The sequence below is a fragment of the Raineya sp. genome, from assembly GCF_053497555.1.
This window is the reverse complement of the sequence record NZ_JBRCWE010000051.1, coordinates 30381-48688: the sequence shown is the minus strand read 5'-3', so window position 1 is coordinate 48688 and position 18308 is coordinate 30381. Positions and strand designations below refer to the sequence as shown.

Genomic DNA, 18308 nt, shown 5'->3' with positions numbered 1-18308 from the left:
ATACAAGTATCACCAACGTAAATTGTCATATATCCCCATTTTACTATAATCAAATATTAAATCAGTTGGGTCAATATCGTTATCTACACCAATATTAGTAATGTACTCAACAAGTGACTCATATTCTTTTGTACCACGTACTGTTGCCTTTAATAAGTCAGGCAATTTCTTAAAATTTCTTTTTCCTCCACCCAAGGCAACGTACTCTGCGTTAAGAATTAGTAAAAATTGATACAAATATTCGTTTTCTGCATCAATTGCTCCATTGATAAAAGGCAATAGTTTTTCTGCTGTATTGGCATCATAATTAAACATAGCATGTTCGAGCCAATGTTCTAACTGCAAGAATATTGACAATTCATACTTATCAGGTTTTGCATATTTCAAGTTTTCTTTTAAGGCACTTAATGAGATCAGAAAATGAGTGAAAGAAATTCTTGTTCCGAAATATGTAGTATTCTCAGATGGATAAAAGTGACTTCCAATTCTTTTCAATCTACTTCCTTGATAGCATTTCCTAATTTCATACGAAAAAGCATTTATTGCATCGTCTCTATTTTCATTTTCTTTTATATTGCATCTGTTATAGAAATGAGAACCCCAAAAAGTGCCAATAACATCATAAAGCATACATAGGCTTTCATAAGAACCCCAAAGTTCAACACCGAGCCCTCTTTTCGTTGGTATCATATAAAACATAAGATTATTTTATTAAAGTTGTTTAACCTGCAACCTAACATCTACCAAACTATGTTTAATAATTTTTTTCAATAAACCTTACTTTGCACAATTTCCTCGATTTTCAAAATTTGATGTATATCTTCTGCCAATATCTTTTTTTCGCCGTATTTAGGGTTATCGGCAATGAGCGTAAGATAACCCTTTTCTAACAATTCGTTTTTCACAACACGTTTCACTTCGTAGCTGTTTCGGTAGAAAATAGCATAGACAGCGTTTCCGATATATTTCCAATCTTCTTTTTCCACCACTCGTGCCAATAGCAAAGCATCATCGGCAATCGTGGGCGACATACTATCGCCCGAAACGCTTATCAAATACGTGTTGCGATAGTATTCTTCCTCGTGCAAACGAATGATTTTTTTAGTTTTTTTCGCTACATACTCCAGTCCATTGCCCGACTCTTCTTGAAACGAAGCCGCCGCATAAAACTCAATATATGGCAGCTCTATCAATTTAATATCCGACTTTTTAAGTTGTGCTTCGTAAATCGGCAGTTCCCCCTCTATAAGCCACTCGTAACGCACACCGAATACTTTGGAGATACGCTCTAAAAGTTTTCGTCCAGGACGCGTTCTTTTGCGTTCATTACTTCCTTCTACGGCTTTACCTTTAATAATATCGTATATCAAGCCGTTGTTCTTGTAGCCGAGTTTTTGGCTGAAAGAGTTAGGATTGAGATTTTCTAAATTCATCAAATATTCCACTCTTTCGTTGATACGGTGGTCTTCATCTTTTTTTTTCATAAAAAATACAAGTATTTACTTGTTTATTATTTGTTTTTGTGTTACATTTGCATTGCATTACTGAATAAATATAAAAATATTTACAAGCATTTACAAGTAAAATTTTAATAAAATTTGCTATGGACGAAAAAAATAAAATTAAAGACGAGTACAAAAGTATTCTGACGCAAATTGAGGGCAGGTTGCCACAGCGTTACACACGTTTAGTGCGGCAAAAAATCGGAGATGAGGCAAAATATGTTTCGGATTTTATGATACAAAACGTAAAAAATGGTAAGACGCCCAACATAAGAATCGCAAGAATTTTGCAAGAAATAGCTAATGAATGGTGTCCTAATGAATAATTTTTTTGAAAATATTTACAAGTAAATACTTGTTTTTATGATAGAAATAAGTCCCGATTACATCAAAAATAAGATTTGGGAGTGCATCAAATCTGACGAAGATTTTGCGAAGGAAGTAACCCTGATACTCAAAGAGCAACTGCCCTCAATGTTCAGATCGCTTGGTTTTCGCGAAGAGTACATCACCGGTGAGCAGGTTTGTCAGATGCTACAATGTTCAGCCTCAACGCTTGCACTTTATCGCAAGCAAGGGATGCCTTACATCAAGAGCAGTCCAAATAAGTATTTGGCAAGCGAAGTTTTGGAATGGTATAAACACAACAAGCAATTACGCAGAAAAATATGTCTGAGGTAATTCGTAAAAAAATCGCCTATTGCCCTGATTATGCCATTTTGTTTGATAGCGTGGAAGTAGGCGTTTTTTTAAGCCAAATGCACTATTGGCAAGAAAAACTAAACAGTTCAGACGGGTATATCTACAAAAGTCAGGAGCAAATATACACCGATACAGGACTGAAACCTGCTCGGCAGAAAGTCGTCAGGAAAATTTTAGAACAAAATTCCGTTCTACACGAGAAACGTAAAGTGGTATATCAAAGGAAAAACTCAAAAAATCTAATTCACTATAAAATTGATTGGCAAAAAATAGAGTACCTTTTTGCCCACCCAGAGGAAGTAACAACGCGTTACGAAACACAAATCCGTAACGTAAAAAAAAACGATACAGAAAAGCAAACTGCCAAATTGCAAGTTTGCAACAAAGAGCCTAAAAATCAATCTTTTGAAGAGTTTTGGGAAAAATATGATAAAAAAGTTGGGCGACAAGCCGCCGAAAACCTATGGCAAACGCTTTCGGAACACGAACAAACGCAAGCTATACGACACGCTGAGCAACTGGCAAAACACATCGAAAAGCGATACAGACCTGACCCGCAACGATACCTCGCAGAAAAGAAGTATTTAGACGAAATTATACCCAAGAAAACAGATAAAAATTTAACAGCAAATCAAGATGAATACACAAGTAGCCCCATGGTCGGCATTCGTTTTAAAAATCGCCCATGAATTTGTGCAGGAATATCAGATTGATGATGAAAACGCAGACGAAATACAGGCTCTATGGCTCTATTTTAACCACTCAAAAGACTTCGAACAACTCAATGATTATTTTTCTTTGGAAAAATCTATCATGCTGATGGGCGGTGTAGGAACAGGTAAAACTTTGCTTATGCGAATCTTTCAAAGATTTTTGCTCCTCAAAACAGGCAAAACTTTCGCATACAAACATATCAACCAATTAGCCAACGAATACATTGAAACAGGTTTTTTGGCTATACAACATTACGACCAAAAAGATTTATGGATTGACGAGGTAGGACTTTTTGATAAAGAAAATTTGAAAAGATACGGCAATAACGCCAACCTCGTAGAAGAGGTGATTATGCATCGTTATGAACGATTCGTTTGGACAGGTGTAAAAACTCATCTCACCACCAACCTAACGCCCAAACAAATAGAGCAGGAGTACGGCTCTCGCGTATGGAGTAGGTTGAAAGAATTGACTAATATGCTGCCGCTTACAGGCAAAGACAGAAGGGATTTTGCAAAACCCAAGCCCCGAAAAAAAGAAGCAGATGAAGCCGAAAATAAACCCAATCAGCAAGAAATCAACAGAGATATAGCCACAGGCATTATGAGCCATTATCAACTTTGCAGGGAGCGTGGCGAATACGTCGATTGTGGCATTTACAATATGCTTGCCCATATCTATTATGACTTTTTAGACCGACACGGCATTATCAATTTTACAAGTCAGGAAAAATGGAAAGCCTTAGAAGAGGCGAAAAAGATAAACTATTTGCAAGAAAAACAATCTTTCAAAAACTTGATACAGCAAAATCTGCAATCAAGCAATATCAATACTGCAAAAGCATTGCTTTACAAAGATTTTATTTTAAACAATGATGTTCCACGCAAAATTTCTCAATTTTTATGCAACTCAGCCAAGTTATAGCAGATTTATCGGTAGAATTAGCCAAACTCAAAGCCGAAGCCCGCAACATTAACGAACAAAAAAGCCAGCTTCAAAAAAGACTTGAACAAAAAGTCGCTGAATACGAGTTGCGAGGCGATGTTTATTTGTCGGAAGAGGAAACAAACAAAAACTTATCTCAGAAACCCTTGCAACTGAACCTCGAGAGCATTAAGCCCGCAACATCTGCCGAAACTACAAAAGCGATTATTTTATACCTCAACGCTTTTGGCTGTGTCGCTTGGCGACAAAATAACGCTGGCGTATGGGACGCTAAAAAGCAATGCTATCGGAAAAATCAATTCTCACGAAGAGGTATTCCTGACATTGTTGGCTACCGAAAAAGCGACGGCAAAGCGATTTTTGTGGAGGTAAAATCTGGCAAAGACCGCCTCTCGGCAGAGCAAAAAGAGTTCTTGCGAGAAGCGAGGGAAAATAATTGTATTGCGATTGTTGCAAAAAATTTTGATGATTTCGAGGAACAATGGAAAAAAAACAACTACTCCACATAAATTTTACGGAGTAACTTTTTTTATTTTGCAACTAAAATTATGGAAATAAATCAACTTGCTTCGCAATACGGATTAGTTCGAGCCTCTCAAATCCCTTACAAGCGAATTTCAACAGGTTTTGTAAAATTAGATACTTTCTTGCTTGGGGGTTACGAAAGAAAAAAAATTACCGAAATCACAGGTTTTGAGCAGACTGGTAAAACGCATCTATGTATCCGTGCCGCCAAGAACGTACAATCCGAAGGGGGCATTGTGGCGGTCGTGGATACCGAAAACTTTGCTGTTTGGGCGAAAAAGTATTCGCTATGCCCCGAGAAAACAATTTTTTGCCCTTTGCACGTCTGCCATAAACTTTTGCACACAAAAACTATCGATTTACTCCTCATCGATAACATTGCTTCTGTGTCTTACGAAGAGAATTATTCTGCTAAAAGTTATTACAAAAATCTTCGCAAAGTTGCTGACTACATTGCCGAAATAGCCGAACTAATCAAACTTGCCAATACTGCCTGCATAATTACCAATCAATTTCGCAACAATTTGAAAAATTTTTACCCATACGGAGATAAACATTTTGGCAAATTCTTTGACACCCGAATTTTTCTGAAAAGAATTGCTAATAAAACCTTCCTCGGCGATGGCTTTCGTGTGAATGTTTTGCTGAAAAAAAATAGTGCCGAAAAAATTTTTGAAGGAAAAGAATTAGAGATAAGCATAGATTTGAGTGCAATGAATGTAACAGAAATTATACAACAGGGACTAACGAATGGTGTAATTCGTTTCGATGGAAAAAATTTTGTCTTTCTCAATGAAATTTTAGGCAGAACCAAACAAGATATAGCCAACACATTAGCTCAAAGAGAAGACCTACTTAGTGAAATTGCAAGTTGCAAGCCTAATTATTATTAGGTTCGTCGCGTACCAAAAGTTCAAAAATCCTATCACTTACGGCTTGTATTTCGTAAGGTTGTATGTGCGGTGCCCCCTCGAATACAGGGAAGCGAACGCTCTTGATGGCGAGATAAAATATGTCAAAAATGTTTAGATAATCGCAAATGACCTCAACAGTTTCCCGAGTTTCACAAATTTTCCTTATTTTTTGAATTTCGCTGATTGGATAGCTATTTTCGTCCTCGCCAATGATGATACCTCTGATGCTTACTTCCCAATCGTTCATTCCCATACTCTCCTTGATAGTACCTTCATAATTGACCATTTCGGTAATAACAATATTTTTGCTAAGTCCCAGTTCTATCAAAGGCTCGTTAGGCAGTTCTATATCGTTGAGGCGAACCGTGTTCATTACTTGCCCCACATACGGACTCGACTTCTTGCCCGTAATTGAGCTAATTATCTCGTCAGCTCTACTCTTATCAAAAGCACGAAAATATCCGTTTTCTTGCGTAAGAAGCGGAAAAGGCAAGCCCTTCAAACCAAATACAGCTTGATATAAATCGTTTAAATTAAACTTCAATTCTGCCATTTAAAAACTCGTTTGTAATTGTATTGCACCGTTGATGGCTCTTGTAATTGTAGTAATGATTTTGCTTTCTAAATCATCTAATCCGTTTTTGTTTGTTTCTGCTCCATTTACTTCCATACGTTCAGCGGCTTGCAATTTTGAGATATTAACCGTAACGTGAAGTTGTTTGTTGCCACCTGCCGAAACGCTATCTATACCTTTTTTTGCCGCTTGCGATTGTGTCAAACTTGCCGTATTAGACGCAGGATTGATAAGTGGTGCCGTTGCCGCTTGTGAAACTGTATCTTTTTTGAAGAGTTTTTTCGTAAAATCTATGGCTTGCCCAAGCATAGTATCTTTGCCCGTGAGGGTTTCAAACATAGATTTCACGCCATCAGACATTGATTGTACTTTGTCGGATACAAATTTAAGACTTGAACCCTCTACAGAGTTTTGTACGGAAGCTATCTTACTTTCTGTTTTATCACCAAGCCAGAGTATATCCATCACGGTATTGTAAATAGTTTTCAAATCCTCAATAAACTCCATAACTTTATCCCAAACCCATTTGAGAGCATCTCCGATAGCCTCAAAAGCCATTTTACCCGCATTGCCAACAGCATCAAATATAGTTCTTACGAGTTCGGAATTATCGTAAGCCATTTTCAAAAGCCCTATCAAAGTAGCGATAGCACCGATAATAAGTCCGATAGGGTTTGCAGTGAGAGCCGTATTCCAAGCCCATTGCAAAGCTATGACCGTTCCGTAAATACCTGCAAGCACACTGAGCCAATTGCTATTATCCAACACCCAACGAGCCAATACCGCCAAACCTTCTACCAAAGGCGAAAGAATTGTTGCAAATAAATTTATGGCAGGAGCGACTACATTTTGTACAATGCCTGCCAACCCTTGCATTATGTTCTTGGTACTATCCCCAACGGTGCCTACGCTTCCAAATCCGTTAATTATAGCCTGAATAATAGGCGAAAAGGCTTGCTGTAAGCTGGCGGCTATTTGTTCTACGAATTGGAAGTTTTCGGTAACAGCATTTATGAAACTTGTGATACCCTGCACTACCTCACGCATAAATCCATTGGAGCTGTCGCCCATTCGGATAAACAAACCCTCAATCCCACTTTGCAGTATCGTAACATCACCTTTCAAATTATCAAGCATTCGCTTAGACATCTTCTCGGCAGTTCCTGCGGCTTCATTGAACTCGTTGGTAAGCCCTCGAAGAGCCTCTGCCCCCCGCATCACTACTTCTTTTCCATCTACCATTATTTTCTTTTGTGCCGACATCAGCGTAAGTATTTCGCCTGTTGCCTCTGCCCCAAAAAGTGTGGATATAGCAGCCATCTTTTGTTCTTGGGTATAGTCTTTGGTCGCTACCGATAGCTTTTCAATCATAGTTGCCAGCCCAATAAATTTGCCATTAGCATCGAAAGCTGAGAACCCAAGTTGAGCCATAGTAGCTTGCATAGCAGTTGTGGGTGCTGCGAAGCGTCCTAATGCTGTACCTAAGGCACGCGTTGCCATACTACCTTTCATACCGTAGTCGCCTAAAATACCAACTGCCGCAGAGGCTTCTTCCAGAGAAATACCCATAGAAGCTGCCGTGGGTCCGAGATACTTCATAGACTCCGCCATACTTTCTACGGTCGTATTGGTACGGCTTACGGCTTTAGCAAATACATCGGTTACGCGAGCTGAGTCTTCGGCTTTAATGCTAAATGTTGCCATTGTGTTGGCTACAATTTCGGAACTTCTACCAAGTTCCATATTTGTTGCCGCCGCAAAACTAAGTACATTGCCAATAGTATTCACCGAATCACTTGCCGTAAAACCCGCTCTTGATAGCTCTGTAAGACCTTGTGCGGCTTGTGTGGCTGAAAAAGAAGTGCTATTGCCTAACTCTATCGCCTTCTGACGCATTTTGGCAAAATCTTCGCCTACTGCTCCCGAGACTGCACCAACTTCGCTCATCTGTGCATCAAAACTCATAGAGGGTGCCATCATACTTTCAAAAGCACCTTTTACTATGCCAACCGCCTGAACGATTTGGTTGAATTGAAAAGCCTTGCCAAACATTGAAAGTTGATTATCGGCAGCCTTTGCGGCGTTACTTGTGTTTTGAAAAGCATTAGAAACTCCTCCTAAGGCACTGCTTATTCGTGCCACAGGCGAGCTAACCATATCCTGAATTTTCAAAACTACTTCGTAGGCTTTCATGGCTTAAATTGCAAAAAAGGGTTTGAGAGGGCTTCTTTTTGGCGTACCCATTGAAGTTTAGCAAATTCACTGAACAATTCGTCATCATTCATTGCTTCTACTTCGGCTTGGGTGTATCTAAAATAATACCTCAGCTGTGTTTCAATTTGGCTGAGGTAGTCTTGTTCAATAAGATTTTTGTAGTGGTCTAATTTTTTTTTACCACTTCGGCATCATAGCCCGATACAACGGCTTCTATTTTGCTTTGCAAAGCGACATACACTTTGCCGTTGTTGAGGTAATCTTTACCGTTAATAAGGGTACTTTCCAAAATTACATCAATAAAATCGCTGCCATTTTTCGTTTGAGCGACTTTTGCATTAGCAGCTTTGATGATTTGCCTGCTAATCTCTTTGAAACAAAACAACATTTTTTCATCTGTATTTTGTTTAGTTAGCTCAATCATCGTCAGCTCGCCGTATTGTTTTTCCAAATCAGCAATTTCTTGCGGCGTAAATTGTACTTTTTTGTCTAAAAGTTCCATACTATACGTTGTAATCTATTTTGCCAATATTCAGAGGTAGGCTAATTTCCATGTGTGTGTCGCCTGTTTTCATTTTTTTCTCAAATTCTGTAAAAGTACAGCCACGCAAAATATCCACTACGACAGCATTTTCGTAAGCATAAGCCACCGTAATGTCAAAAGCAGGAATATCGGTAAGGGTTTTGCCTCGTGGCAAAGATTGTTGTAAGGCTTCCAATTCACTTTGAAGCAGTGTAATAGAGCCTTCGTATTCGTTACGACTTCTGCCGTAGGCGACGGGGTCTCTGCCTCTGCCGTAGATTTTTACCTGTTCTTTTTTGGTTTTATATGAAATTTCAGTAACGCCTATGAGCGGTCTGCCCAAAAGCACCACTTCAATATCTTCCCAAGCGTATTCAGTTCCGTTAATCATACATTAGTTGGCGTTAGGATTTGAAAAGCCCAAAGTTATGTCAAAGTTTCTCCCCATACCTGCGGGAACTGCCTTGATATTGATGACCACCTTATCGGTAGCTAATACATCTTGGTTAGGGTCCGCAAAGGCTTGCACGCCACTAATTTCACCGAAAGTAACCATATTTTGCTCTATGGCTCTTTCTACTTTGCGTTGAAAAGCCTTAATCACGGCGGGTGTTAATCTGCCTGTATCGGCATCGACGACAAAATCTCTGTTTAACTCACGCACATACACATCATAAGCAATCCGAGCAATTTTATCAATTACTCTGCCTCTATTGATGAAGGCGTAATCATCAGTGATGCTTGTAGCGGTGCTATCATCGCACCAATAGAAGCCAGCCAGTCCTGCATAACTACGTGGAAAAATGTAACCTTTGTTGTAAAGTGTTTGCAGCTCGGCATTGCTGTAATCTTGCACGCGTCTATTAGAACCAATCCAAGCATTTTGCAAACCAATATCGCCATCTTCCACACAGCCTAAGTTTCTTTGCACCCTAATACGAGCCAATCTGCCAAGTGCTAATCCGACGAGGCAAGCATCGGAATTAGCTGAGTCCCAACCGAGCAGAACAGAAACCCTATTTTGCGTACCAGTTCTAAAATCCCTTGCCACGCCTACATCGCCTTGGAAATCCCTGCCCTCAATGATAATTTGAACAGGTCGGTGATTATCTTGTTCTTGAACAGCAAGTAATTGAGCCTTTGTGACGGCGGCAATTACGTCAGGGTCTATTCCTTGCGTAATAGTCGGATTGTAACTGGCGGGCATTCGCGTTACACCAAGCAACTTGACTTTGCCTTGCAACTGATTGAGCAGTTTCGTTGCGTACAAATTGCCTGTCGGGTCTAATATGGTTTCCATCGTAACCGATTCAGATACTACCATTAAATACAGTTCTGCTCCTTCGCCTGCGGCAGTGTAAAAATCTTTGCATTGTTTATGGGCGTTGGTAGCATTTGCAGTATCGTAGGCGGGTGTAATTCCTTTTGCCTCTACGTCTTGCAAAGAAAATAAGGGACCGATAACCTCACCCAAAGCAAACTGACTTGCAACGGCAACGCCTGTAAGTATCATTGCGGCGATGCCGTCGTTGGAACTTGCGGTGCGTCCGAGTTGTCCGTTTTCGTACTCAATATTTACATTAGGTAATGGCATATCAATCAGGTTCTTGCAAGAGTTCTACCGATAAATCACTATTGATTTTGTACAATTTCAGTTTTTTCAAGCGTTGATGCCTTTCTGCATACAATTTGTTGCTCTCGTAAAAAGCCTGTCCGTCGGAAGTTACAAGCAAGGTTTTAAGTTTGCTGTTTTCCTCAAATATAGCTTTCACGGATTGTGCTAATTCATTTTCAGGGCTTAGTTCTGTTTTCTCGTCCTGATTTTTTTTCTTTTTTTCGTCCATAACCTTTTTAGATTTAAGTTATTACACTGGTACTGAAACAATTGCTCCTAAGCCTTCTAATTTTTTAGGGATAGCCACAAACCATAAGCCGAAACCTATGACGGTTTTCCTCGTTTGAGGATTTGTTTTGGCGTCTTCGTAATACATATCAGGCTCGGCACTTGCTTTGAAGGTTCTGGGAGCATAAAAAGCAACAGAAGCGTAACGGTCTGTGGCGGGGTTATACACACTACCAAATGCTTTTTTGGTAAGGGCTGTTGTGGGTCCTGTATAAGCGGGTACAGAATGATACTCGTAAATATCGAATCCGAAAAGCGAAGGTACGATTGCCCCTGAACCAGTGTTTTTATACTGCTCTTTAAACACTTCGGATATGTTTAATAGTTGTTCTACGTGCTGAGGGCACAAAACGAGTATCCTATCTTTTTTAGGCACTTTCAAATCATCGAAAAGTCTTTTAAGCCTGATAATATCGGCAACGGTGATTTGTCTGCGTGGTGAGGCGGCACCATCGGAAGCACCAGTTGTTGGCACGATTGGCGTTCCTGTGGTGTTGCTGTTAGGTGCTATGGCGTGAATGGCTAAATCGGCGGCTGTTTCCTGCAAACTCTCCACGTGAATTTGTGTGTATTCGGCGATAGCGTCGAAGCTAAGTCCGTGAAGGTATTTGTGAGGAATACCAGTGTTTTGAGTTTCAAGATGCCTCAAAGGAACAACCACGTCAGTGTCGTTGGCATCGACTACGGGGATTGGATAAGTGGTATTATCCACAAGCACTTGCGGGTCTGCACCTATATCAACAAGGTGAATCACACGATTTTTAACCCAATCATTTTTTTCAGGGATACGGGACATAAAGCCTGTATCCTTACGAAAACGTCTGATGACCTCACCTGTCCAAATTTCGGTATGTACTGGCATAAGCTATGTAATGGTTTGAGATTTAAGTTCTTTACAAAATTTTAATCAGGCACAAAGCCATATTCTTGTTTAAACAAAGCAATATAAGTGCTTAATTCCTCGTTTTTGAGCCTTTCTAACTCATCAGGGTCATTTTTTAAATAATCCGAAAGTTTCCATTTGGCTCTCTCGTCGAGCGTATTAGTTTTTTCTGAAAAACGAGGGTGTCCCGACAGACTATTGATAGTTTCTTTTGCCAAATCAAAATCGGCGAGGGCGAGTTTGAGGAACTGCTCTTTTTGCGTTGCTCTGATTTTGCCTTTTGCAAGTGCATCTTCAACAAGATTGTTTGCATTTGCTTTTTTTGCTTCTTCAATGTTCTTTTTGAACTCTTCATTTTCAGCACGCAAATTTTCTATTTCACGAAGCAAGAGTTCATTTTGAACAGCTTTGGCTTTGAGCGTTTTTATGGTTTCTTCGGCTTCTTTCACAGAGGCATCAGACGACAAGCCGAGCAAACTTTTGAAATTGTCTAAGATTTTAGTTTCATCGGTCATTTTTTTCAAATTTAATGGTTCATCATTCAGTATAGTGTTGAAATACAAATACAGGTCTTTTGCAGAAGCATTTTGTTCGGTACTTTGTAAAGCTCTTTTATTAGGATACGATACAATTTCATCAATAAATCCTTTTTCGAGGGCTTCTTGAGCCGAAAGCCAAGTTTCTTGATTCATCATCTCGGCGATGGTGTTGCCGTCTTGTTTAGTACGACTTTCATATATCTTCACGAGACTTTCTTTGAGCGTATCCAAAACTTTTTTTTCTTTGGCGTCGGGTTCAGGGTTGTTGTTGTGAGGGTTGTGCAACATTAGCTTGGCATAATCTGCCATAAAAACCTTTTTACCTGCCATCAAAATCACTCCTGCCATACTTGCCGCAATACCATCGTTGTAAGTATGCACGGGAACTTTGGCATTTACAATGCTCGAAAAAATAGCGTAGCCTTCTAAAATACTTCCGCCGGGCGAATTGATACGAACATTTATTTTTTTATAGAGTTGCGAAAGATAATCTAATTCATCGGCAAAGGTTTGTCCCTGCACACCATTCAAACCGCCAATCTCTTTGTAAATCCGCATTGTAGCTGTATCGCCTGTGGCGTTATGAAAGTATTTTAGATGAGAAGTCTTGGGTGACATTGCAAGTATTTACTTTTGTTTTGATAGACAAATTTATCAGACTTAAATTACATTCAAAAAAATAAGAACATTAAAAAAGAATTATTGCACCTTTTTGTTAAATTTACAACAAGTAAATACTTGTTTTTATGCTTAAAAATATAGAATTACGCAACAAACGATTGCAGGAGGATATAGACTTTCTGCTTGCAAAGGGCAAAAAATATGTTGAGGCAATAGAAATAGTTGCTTTCAAATATGGCATTTGCGAAGAAACAACAGAAAAGGCTTACGTAAAAACAAAACGTCAGTTAAAAGAAGGCAAAAATTGAATTGTTTTTTCAAGATTGTAGGTTTGCAAAGCCGAATAAATACCTGCTGAGTCCTCTCTAAATTCGCACTCGTACTCTACGGCAACTACATAGATATTGCCCCAAGCATTAGCCGTTTGCATACGTTTGCGAGCCAAAGCCCCGAAATAGTCTTTGTGCCAGCCGTGCAAAACTTTGTTAATTAGTTCGGCAAGCAAAAAAACACCTTCTTCGCCCATTATGCCGTCTATTTCTTCAATTTCAGAGTAACTTTCGTAAGCTATGTACAGCGTGATACTTGCTTTTCCTTGTTGAAATTTTTTGCTGACGCTTTGGAACGATATTTCAGGAAAACTAATAAAAACAGCAGGGCACAAAAACGGCTCTTCCTTTTCCATCGTTTCCAACTGATTGTTGTAAAGCGTGATGGTTTTGAGCAGTGAAATTTGACTTAATCTTTGTTTGAGGTCGGCATACAGCGAGTACATAACTATCTGAATATTTTGTTAAAAGTGTCGTAATAAATGGTTTGAATTTTGCTTTTCAAAGCATCATCTATTCCTACGAATTGTCTTTGAGGGATTTGCAAATGTGTTTTTTTAGTAGTTGCCAAAGTCTTCCAATGAGGTTTTTTGGTGCTTTTATATTTAGCCCAAAAAAATTTTTTCATTTTTGCAGTAACGGGTATTTTGCCACCTTCGTTGTGAATTTTGGCATACGCTAAGTCTGATGAAATTACTATTTTACGCCAATTAGCCTCCGAAACTCGCAAAGAACGCCTTAATTTTCCCGAAAGTACCAACAAATTTCGGCTCGTGTCACCGTCTTTTCGCATTTGCCAAGGCTGTTTGTCAAAAGATTGTTTGCGAAAGTTATCGATGCTGTGTTCGAGTACCACGTTTCCAATGTTTTTGGGGAGATTCCGCACATCTTTGAGTTTATTTATCAGATTTTTGAGCATCTTCGGCAAATTTTTTGATTTTCTCTTGAATTTTTTGTGGTATATTATCGTAATAAGGGTGTTTTTGCGGAAACATAATGCCTTGTGTGGCGACATTGCTTGCGAAAATGCCATCGGGTTTTTCAAGATTTTGAGGCAAATCGGTAGGGCGTTCATCTACTACCAACACTCTGCTTCGGCATCGCCAGTGGTTAGGTGGATAATAGATAGCCCAAAAGCGGTCGTTAGCAGGCAAAACAAGTCCATCTAATTTGCGACACAGAGGCGTAGTTCGGCTATCGCCCACGGCTGAATACTTTAAAGCAACATTTGGATTTTTCGTGACATTTTCTTTCCAAAACGAAATCATTTGAGCCGAGGCGATGGCGTGTTCGTATTCGGCTTGTAGATAATTGCGATTGTAAAGCTCGTTCAGTGTTTTTACATCTTTGTAAAATTGTTCAAAAGGCTTCACCTTGCCGTTTTCGTCCAAAAGTTTCGCATTGATTTCTTTGAGTTGTTGATAAGTTTTCGCTCCCGAAAAGTAGAAAATATTGTAACGTAAGGCTTGGTCTTTTTCCAAATCCTCACTTATTTGCAAAGTTTTGGCAAGTTGTGTTGCCGTCAGTTTAGCGATAGTCTTATCAAAAAGTAGCTTTGTGCCTGTGTATATTTTGGTTGAAATTTCTTCGTAGGCTTTCTGAAATTTCTTAAACAATTTAGCAATTTCATCATCAATACCATTCACAATGCCATACAAACTGCCAATTTGGTCGTGAAGGTGGTATAAATTTTGGTAGTGATTGAGACTTGAAAATGGGTTTTGTTTGGTTTGATTTTGTTTGGGCAGAACTTTCAAACCAAAATTTTTTTCAAAAAATTCTTCGGGCAACTCGTAATGCTCCAAAACAACTTTTAACAAATCGGGTGTAATGGTTTTTTGATTTTCGGCAATTTTTTGATTGCGAATGCGGTTGTAAATAAAAGTTAGTCCCTCGAAAGGATAACCGAAACGAATAAGTCGTGGCAATAATTGTTCATTTACAATATTTTGCACAAAAACCATATCCGACTCGGCTCGTTCTTCGGAAGGGGTTTTGTTGATGGCTTCTTTGTTGATGTAGGTTTGTTGTGCGTTTTTGGCTTCATCATCAGCGGCTTTGGTGTGTCCGAGAATAAGTTTTGAAATTTCAGAATTAACACGCTCGGTCAAGTTTTCAAAAGTTTTAGAGGCATCAGCACCTGCGTTCGGCTGAAAATAATTTATCTCGTCGTCTTTTGAGAGAATACCAAGTCCATCATTGCCGACTTTGAGCATCTGCTCTTCTATTTGGCGTTTTTCTTCGTCGTCTCTGTCGGTGCGTACAATGATGGAAGGCAAGCCAAAACGTTCATTATAGCTGGCGTGGCTCGCCATAGAAAACCGCTTGTAAATAACCATTGGTGCGGCTTTGAGCAATAAACCTAAACCTGTATGCACCCAAACGTAATAATCTGTGTATGCGGGGGAGTCAAATTTTTCTCCACTTGTATCATACGAATTGATAAGTACCTCTTTGGTTTTTGGAACAATATTTCTGCGTTCTACCAAAGCGATATGCTGTAATTTGCCTTCACGGTCAAACTCTTTGAGTTCAATTAGCGAGTAGCCAAAATAAATAGCATCTAAGGTGTAAGCCACAAATTCATCAAACCAAGTTTTTTTGAGTAGTTCTACTGCCTCTGATTCTTCGCCTTTGGCGTTAAGCAACAAAAAACTTTCGCCAAGCACTTTATGCTTACGGTTTTCAATAACTCCCGAAAGATGATTATCGAGCATAATCATTTCGTAGAGGTCTATGAGGCGTTGGGTTCTTGGCAACGTAGGACTTTCTGCCGATTGCCAAGCGGCGATAAACTCCTGAATACCTTTTCTGCCTCTATCTAAGCGAAGAATTTTAGTTCGGTTGGAAAATAAAGTTTTGTTCATAATTGTATCAATAAAACATATCTTGTGGCGATTGCTTAGAAGTAAAGCGGAAGCCAGAGGGACGATTTTTGTTGGGTTCAAACACGGGTAAATCGGGAACTATGTTGCCTTTTCGGACATCAGTAAGCCATTTACAGGCGTCTTCGTATAGCTTGACACGCGTTTCCTGAGCCTGTTTCGGCGAAACTCGCATCACAAGGTAATAAATGACAATATCAATCATAATCATTACAATGTCTTTGTGGCGGTCGTCGCCTGTTTGGGCGAAGATGGTAGCTACATCATATTTACTTCGCAAGTGCGTTTCTATGAAACTTTGAGCATCTTTTTCCAAAGTGTCTAAAATATCGGTATTGCTCTCAATCATTTGCATAAGAGCGTTGTCTCGTATTCGTTTTCGGTAATCGGTAATTTGTAAGAACATAGTTAAAACACGTTTTGTGATAAAGGTCTTGAAACGGCAGTGGGTAGAATATTTGGTTTTTTGAAAAACTTGCGAAAATCGTCTTTGAAAATTTCACAGAGGAAATAATCGTTTGCGTCGGAAGTGTGTCCGAGAGCTTCATAATTTACTTTTGTTTTTGGGTCGGTAACTCGTTTTTTATTCTTTGTGCCATCGGGGTTTTCTTTGATATTCTGATAATCTTGTATGGTTTTTTGGCATTTTTTATCAATAACAATACTGATGCCTGCGTAACTATTGGCAAAAATCTCATTGATAAATTCGCCACGCATCGCCACGCTTGGAGCAGAACTGGCTACTCTTTTTTTAGGTCGCCACGCAGAAAGTTCTTGCAAGATTATATCAAAATCGTTTTTATCGTTGCGGGTATCTCGGTGCTGTCCTGCGGGGTCGCCGTAGATATAGCAATGAGCTTGTTGCTCTCTAAAATGTTTCAAAATTGCTTTACAAAGTTTGGGTGTAGTATTGTTGGGGCTTTCCAAACAGAACTCAGTAATTTGAAAGGCTTTTTTACCGAAAACTTGCCACACACAAGCCGTAATATAAGGCACTACGTTAAAGTCAAAAGTAATATGTAGAGGTTCTAATGGGTTGTAATGGTTGGCAATCTCGGCAATGTGCAAAGCTGTATCAAAACTTTTGTAGAACTCTCCGCCTGTACGTTCTTCGGCGTCCCAGTTGCCGTAGAGTAGGCGTTGTTTGTCGTATTCCGACTTCATTGCTTCAAGATTTTTTCGGTACAGCTCAACAAAGTCTTTGTTAGGATTATCAATAAGTAATGCAGAAACAAATTTTTGATTGGGTTTTAAAACAACAGGGCTTCCGTTTTTATCTTTGACAAATCTATTTTTCACCCAATGCGGACCTGGGTTGCCTGTCAGCAGGACTTTGGGGGTAAGTTGGAACTCCACAAGTCGATATCGTACCCTTGATTTCACAATTTCAAAGGCTTTTTCTGTTATTTCGGGGGCTTCGTCTATGAAAGCATCGGTATATTCCATAGAGCCAAGGGTTTGAAAGTCTGGGTCTGAGGGTTGATATTTGAGTTCTTTTAAAATAGTTCTGCTCCCATTGTACCAATTGATAACATTGCGAATGCTATCATAACGAAAATGTCGTCCCTCAATCAAGCCAAATTCACGAGCAACATCTTTGAGCGTAATAAGCGTACTTTCTGTAATGGCTTTTAGCTCGTTTCTGCCGATGAGTCCTCGGCTGCCCGAGTACCTAAGCCTTCGGTATATGTGCCAAACACAACCGAGTAGGGTTTTACCACCACCCGCAGCCCCTCCATAAAACACCTCATCACTGATGGCATCTTCTAAGTATTGCCAAGCGATATATTGTTTAGGTGAAGGTTTGAAATTTATTTCAATCATTTTGAGATTCTTCTGTTTCAGGCACAACGAGATTAAACACGATTCCCATTTCGCCAGAGTGTTTAACATCTTGCTGTCTGACGTATCCTCTTTCCTTACCTCGTGTTTCCAAATAAAATTGAATAAGTTTTTCAGACGGCTTTTCCTCCCAACCAATAATTTTTTTGTCTTTGTCTAATTTAGGAATGCCTTGAATAAGCGTGAACATCTGACTTTCACAAAAATCTAATCTTGCCTCAATTACTTCTTCATAAATTTCACGCATCTTGGCATCATTGGCAAGCCACTTGTTTAAACCCGACAAAGAACATTCTAAGGCTTTTGCGATTTGGGTTTTATTGCCCATTTTGCGGTCGCAAATCCAACGAAAAGTTTCGTAGTCAGGTTTTTTGTAAGTATTTTTTGCCATTTTTTACAGAAGTTCTAAAACTTGTAAATACGATTTGATTTGCCAATATTTTGTTTCTACCATTAGTTTTTCGATTCTGAACTGCTCCGAAAGTTCGGAAGCGGCGACACCTACCTCAAATTTTTTGAGTTGTTCGGCTAAGGTTTCTTCTTGCTTTTTGAAATAAGCAAGGGCTTTTTGCCGAAAAGACATTTTGTCGGGTTCTTCCACGACCTCAAAGTCTTTGATTTTTACGGTTTTGTCTGACATATTAAAAATTAGGTTTAGTTTGACTTCAAATGTATTTTCCATAATGTGAGCGT

Annotated in this window: 24 protein-coding genes; 7 read left to right on the top strand and 17 right to left on the bottom strand. The window is 39.3% G+C overall.

Annotated features, from left to right (window positions below; translation table 11 throughout):
* Positions 1-9 precede the first annotated feature (9 nt).
* On the bottom strand, positions 10-690 hold the full coding sequence (locus ACWITO_RS06475) for a DUF6904 family protein (protein WP_448529183.1): 681 nt from the start codon (positions 688-690) through the stop codon (positions 10-12).
* Positions 691-767: 77 nt separating this feature from the next.
* The gene (locus tag ACWITO_RS06470) at positions 768-1484 is read right to left on the bottom strand and encodes a S24 family peptidase (RefSeq protein WP_448529182.1); all 717 of its coding nucleotides are present in this window, start codon (positions 1482-1484) and stop codon (positions 768-770) included.
* Positions 1485-1603: 119 nt separating this feature from the next.
* Between ACWITO_RS06470 and ACWITO_RS06465 the strand changes: the two genes are divergently transcribed.
* From ACWITO_RS06465 to ACWITO_RS06440, 6 genes are read left to right on the top strand one after another with little or no spacing between them, the layout of a single operon-like run.
* Positions 1604-1828 carry a hypothetical protein gene (locus tag ACWITO_RS06465; protein WP_448529181.1) on the top strand — a complete coding sequence of 75 codons (225 nt, stop codon included), beginning with the start codon at positions 1604-1606 and terminating at the stop codon, positions 1826-1828.
* Positions 1829-1865: 37 nt separating this feature from the next.
* On the top strand, positions 1866-2183 hold the full coding sequence (locus ACWITO_RS06460) for a helix-turn-helix transcriptional regulator (protein ID WP_448529180.1): 318 nt from the start codon (positions 1866-1868) through the stop codon (positions 2181-2183).
* Positions 2171-2893 carry a hypothetical protein gene (locus ACWITO_RS06455; protein ID WP_448529179.1) on the top strand — a complete coding sequence of 241 codons (723 nt, stop codon included), beginning with the start codon at positions 2171-2173 and terminating at the stop codon, positions 2891-2893. The genes ACWITO_RS06460 and ACWITO_RS06455 overlap by 13 nt, the downstream gene beginning before the upstream one ends.
* Positions 2841-3842 carry a hypothetical protein gene (locus tag ACWITO_RS06450; protein WP_448529178.1) on the top strand — a complete coding sequence of 334 codons (1002 nt, stop codon included), beginning with the start codon at positions 2841-2843 and terminating at the stop codon, positions 3840-3842. The genes ACWITO_RS06455 and ACWITO_RS06450 overlap by 53 nt, the downstream gene beginning before the upstream one ends.
* Positions 3821-4372, top strand: a complete 552-nt coding sequence (locus ACWITO_RS06445) for a VRR-NUC domain-containing protein (RefSeq protein WP_448529177.1) — start codon at positions 3821-3823, stop codon at positions 4370-4372. Before ACWITO_RS06450 ends, ACWITO_RS06445 begins: the two co-directional genes overlap by 22 nt.
* 39 nt (positions 4373-4411) lie before the next feature.
* Positions 4412-5281 carry a hypothetical protein gene (locus tag ACWITO_RS06440; RefSeq protein ID WP_448529176.1) on the top strand — a complete coding sequence of 290 codons (870 nt, stop codon included), beginning with the start codon at positions 4412-4414 and terminating at the stop codon, positions 5279-5281.
* Here the strand turns inward: ACWITO_RS06440 and ACWITO_RS06435 are convergent.
* From ACWITO_RS06435 to ACWITO_RS06400, 8 genes are all read right to left on the bottom strand, one after another.
* Positions 5268-5855 carry a DUF6046 domain-containing protein gene (locus ACWITO_RS06435; RefSeq protein WP_448529175.1) on the bottom strand — a complete coding sequence of 196 codons (588 nt, stop codon included), beginning with the start codon at positions 5853-5855 and terminating at the stop codon, positions 5268-5270. The genes ACWITO_RS06440 and ACWITO_RS06435 overlap by 14 nt on opposite strands.
* The gene (locus ACWITO_RS06430) at positions 5856-8069 is read right to left on the bottom strand and encodes a phage tail tape measure protein (RefSeq protein ID WP_448529174.1); all 2214 of its coding nucleotides are present in this window, start codon (positions 8067-8069) and stop codon (positions 5856-5858) included. It abuts the gene before it with no gap.
* A gap of 187 nt (positions 8070-8256) precedes the next feature.
* Positions 8257-8592, bottom strand: coding sequence for a hypothetical protein (locus ACWITO_RS06425; protein WP_448529173.1), 336 nt, complete (start codon positions 8590-8592; stop codon positions 8257-8259).
* A 1-nt stretch (position 8593) separates the two neighbouring features.
* Positions 8594-9004 carry a hypothetical protein gene (locus ACWITO_RS06420; protein WP_448529172.1) on the bottom strand — a complete coding sequence of 137 codons (411 nt, stop codon included), beginning with the start codon at positions 9002-9004 and terminating at the stop codon, positions 8594-8596.
* 3 nt (positions 9005-9007) lie between these two features.
* Positions 9008-10207 (bottom strand): DUF2586 domain-containing protein, encoded by a 1200-nt coding sequence (locus ACWITO_RS06415; protein ID WP_448529171.1) that lies wholly within the window; start codon positions 10205-10207, stop codon positions 9008-9010.
* Between the two features lies 1 nt (position 10208).
* Entirely contained in the window at positions 10209-10457 is a 249-nt protein-coding gene (locus ACWITO_RS06410) for a hypothetical protein (RefSeq protein WP_448529170.1), read from the bottom strand.
* Between the two features lie 21 nt (positions 10458-10478).
* Positions 10479-11378, bottom strand: coding sequence for a hypothetical protein (locus ACWITO_RS06405; protein ID WP_448529169.1), 900 nt, complete (start codon positions 11376-11378; stop codon positions 10479-10481).
* A gap of 41 nt (positions 11379-11419) precedes the next feature.
* Positions 11420-12556, bottom strand: coding sequence for a head maturation protease, ClpP-related (locus tag ACWITO_RS06400; RefSeq protein WP_448529168.1), 1137 nt, complete (start codon positions 12554-12556; stop codon positions 11420-11422).
* A gap of 128 nt (positions 12557-12684) precedes the next feature.
* Between ACWITO_RS06400 and ACWITO_RS06395 the strand changes: the two genes are divergently transcribed.
* A complete protein-coding gene (locus ACWITO_RS06395; RefSeq protein WP_448529167.1) occupies positions 12685-12867 on the top strand; it encodes a hypothetical protein in 183 nt (60 codons plus the stop codon).
* On the opposite strand, the gene ACWITO_RS06390 is transcribed toward ACWITO_RS06395, so the two are convergent.
* Genes ACWITO_RS06390 through ACWITO_RS06360 form a run of 7 tightly spaced genes read right to left on the bottom strand, consistent with a single transcriptional unit; the run spans position 12843 to position 18297 of the window.
* Positions 12843-13334, bottom strand: a complete 492-nt coding sequence (locus ACWITO_RS06390) for a hypothetical protein (RefSeq protein WP_448529166.1) — start codon at positions 13332-13334, stop codon at positions 12843-12845. The two genes, ACWITO_RS06395 and ACWITO_RS06390, sit on opposite strands and share 25 nt — an antisense overlap.
* Positions 13335-13336: 2 nt before the next feature.
* Positions 13337-13807: a phage virion morphogenesis protein gene (locus tag ACWITO_RS06385; RefSeq protein ID WP_448529165.1), complete on the bottom strand. Its 471-nt coding sequence runs from the start codon at positions 13805-13807 to the stop codon at positions 13337-13339.
* A complete protein-coding gene (locus ACWITO_RS06380; protein ID WP_448529164.1) occupies positions 13785-15755 on the bottom strand; it encodes a phage portal protein family protein in 1971 nt (656 codons plus the stop codon). The genes ACWITO_RS06385 and ACWITO_RS06380 overlap by 23 nt, the downstream gene beginning before the upstream one ends.
* Before the next feature lie 7 nt (positions 15756-15762).
* Positions 15763-16179 carry a phage protein Gp36 family protein gene (locus ACWITO_RS06375; protein ID WP_448529163.1) on the bottom strand — a complete coding sequence of 139 codons (417 nt, stop codon included), beginning with the start codon at positions 16177-16179 and terminating at the stop codon, positions 15763-15765.
* A 2-nt stretch (positions 16180-16181) separates the two neighbouring features.
* The gene (locus tag ACWITO_RS06370; protein ID WP_448529162.1) at positions 16182-17597 is read right to left on the bottom strand and encodes a phage terminase large subunit; all 1416 of its coding nucleotides are present in this window, start codon (positions 17595-17597) and stop codon (positions 16182-16184) included.
* Entirely contained in the window at positions 17590-18006 is a 417-nt protein-coding gene (locus tag ACWITO_RS06365; protein ID WP_448529161.1) for a hypothetical protein, read from the bottom strand. Before ACWITO_RS06365 ends, ACWITO_RS06370 begins: the two co-directional genes overlap by 8 nt.
* A 3-nt stretch (positions 18007-18009) precedes the next feature.
* A complete protein-coding gene (locus ACWITO_RS06360) occupies positions 18010-18297 on the bottom strand; it encodes a hypothetical protein (protein WP_448529160.1) in 288 nt (95 codons plus the stop codon).
* Between the last annotated feature and the right edge of the window lie 11 nt (positions 18298-18308).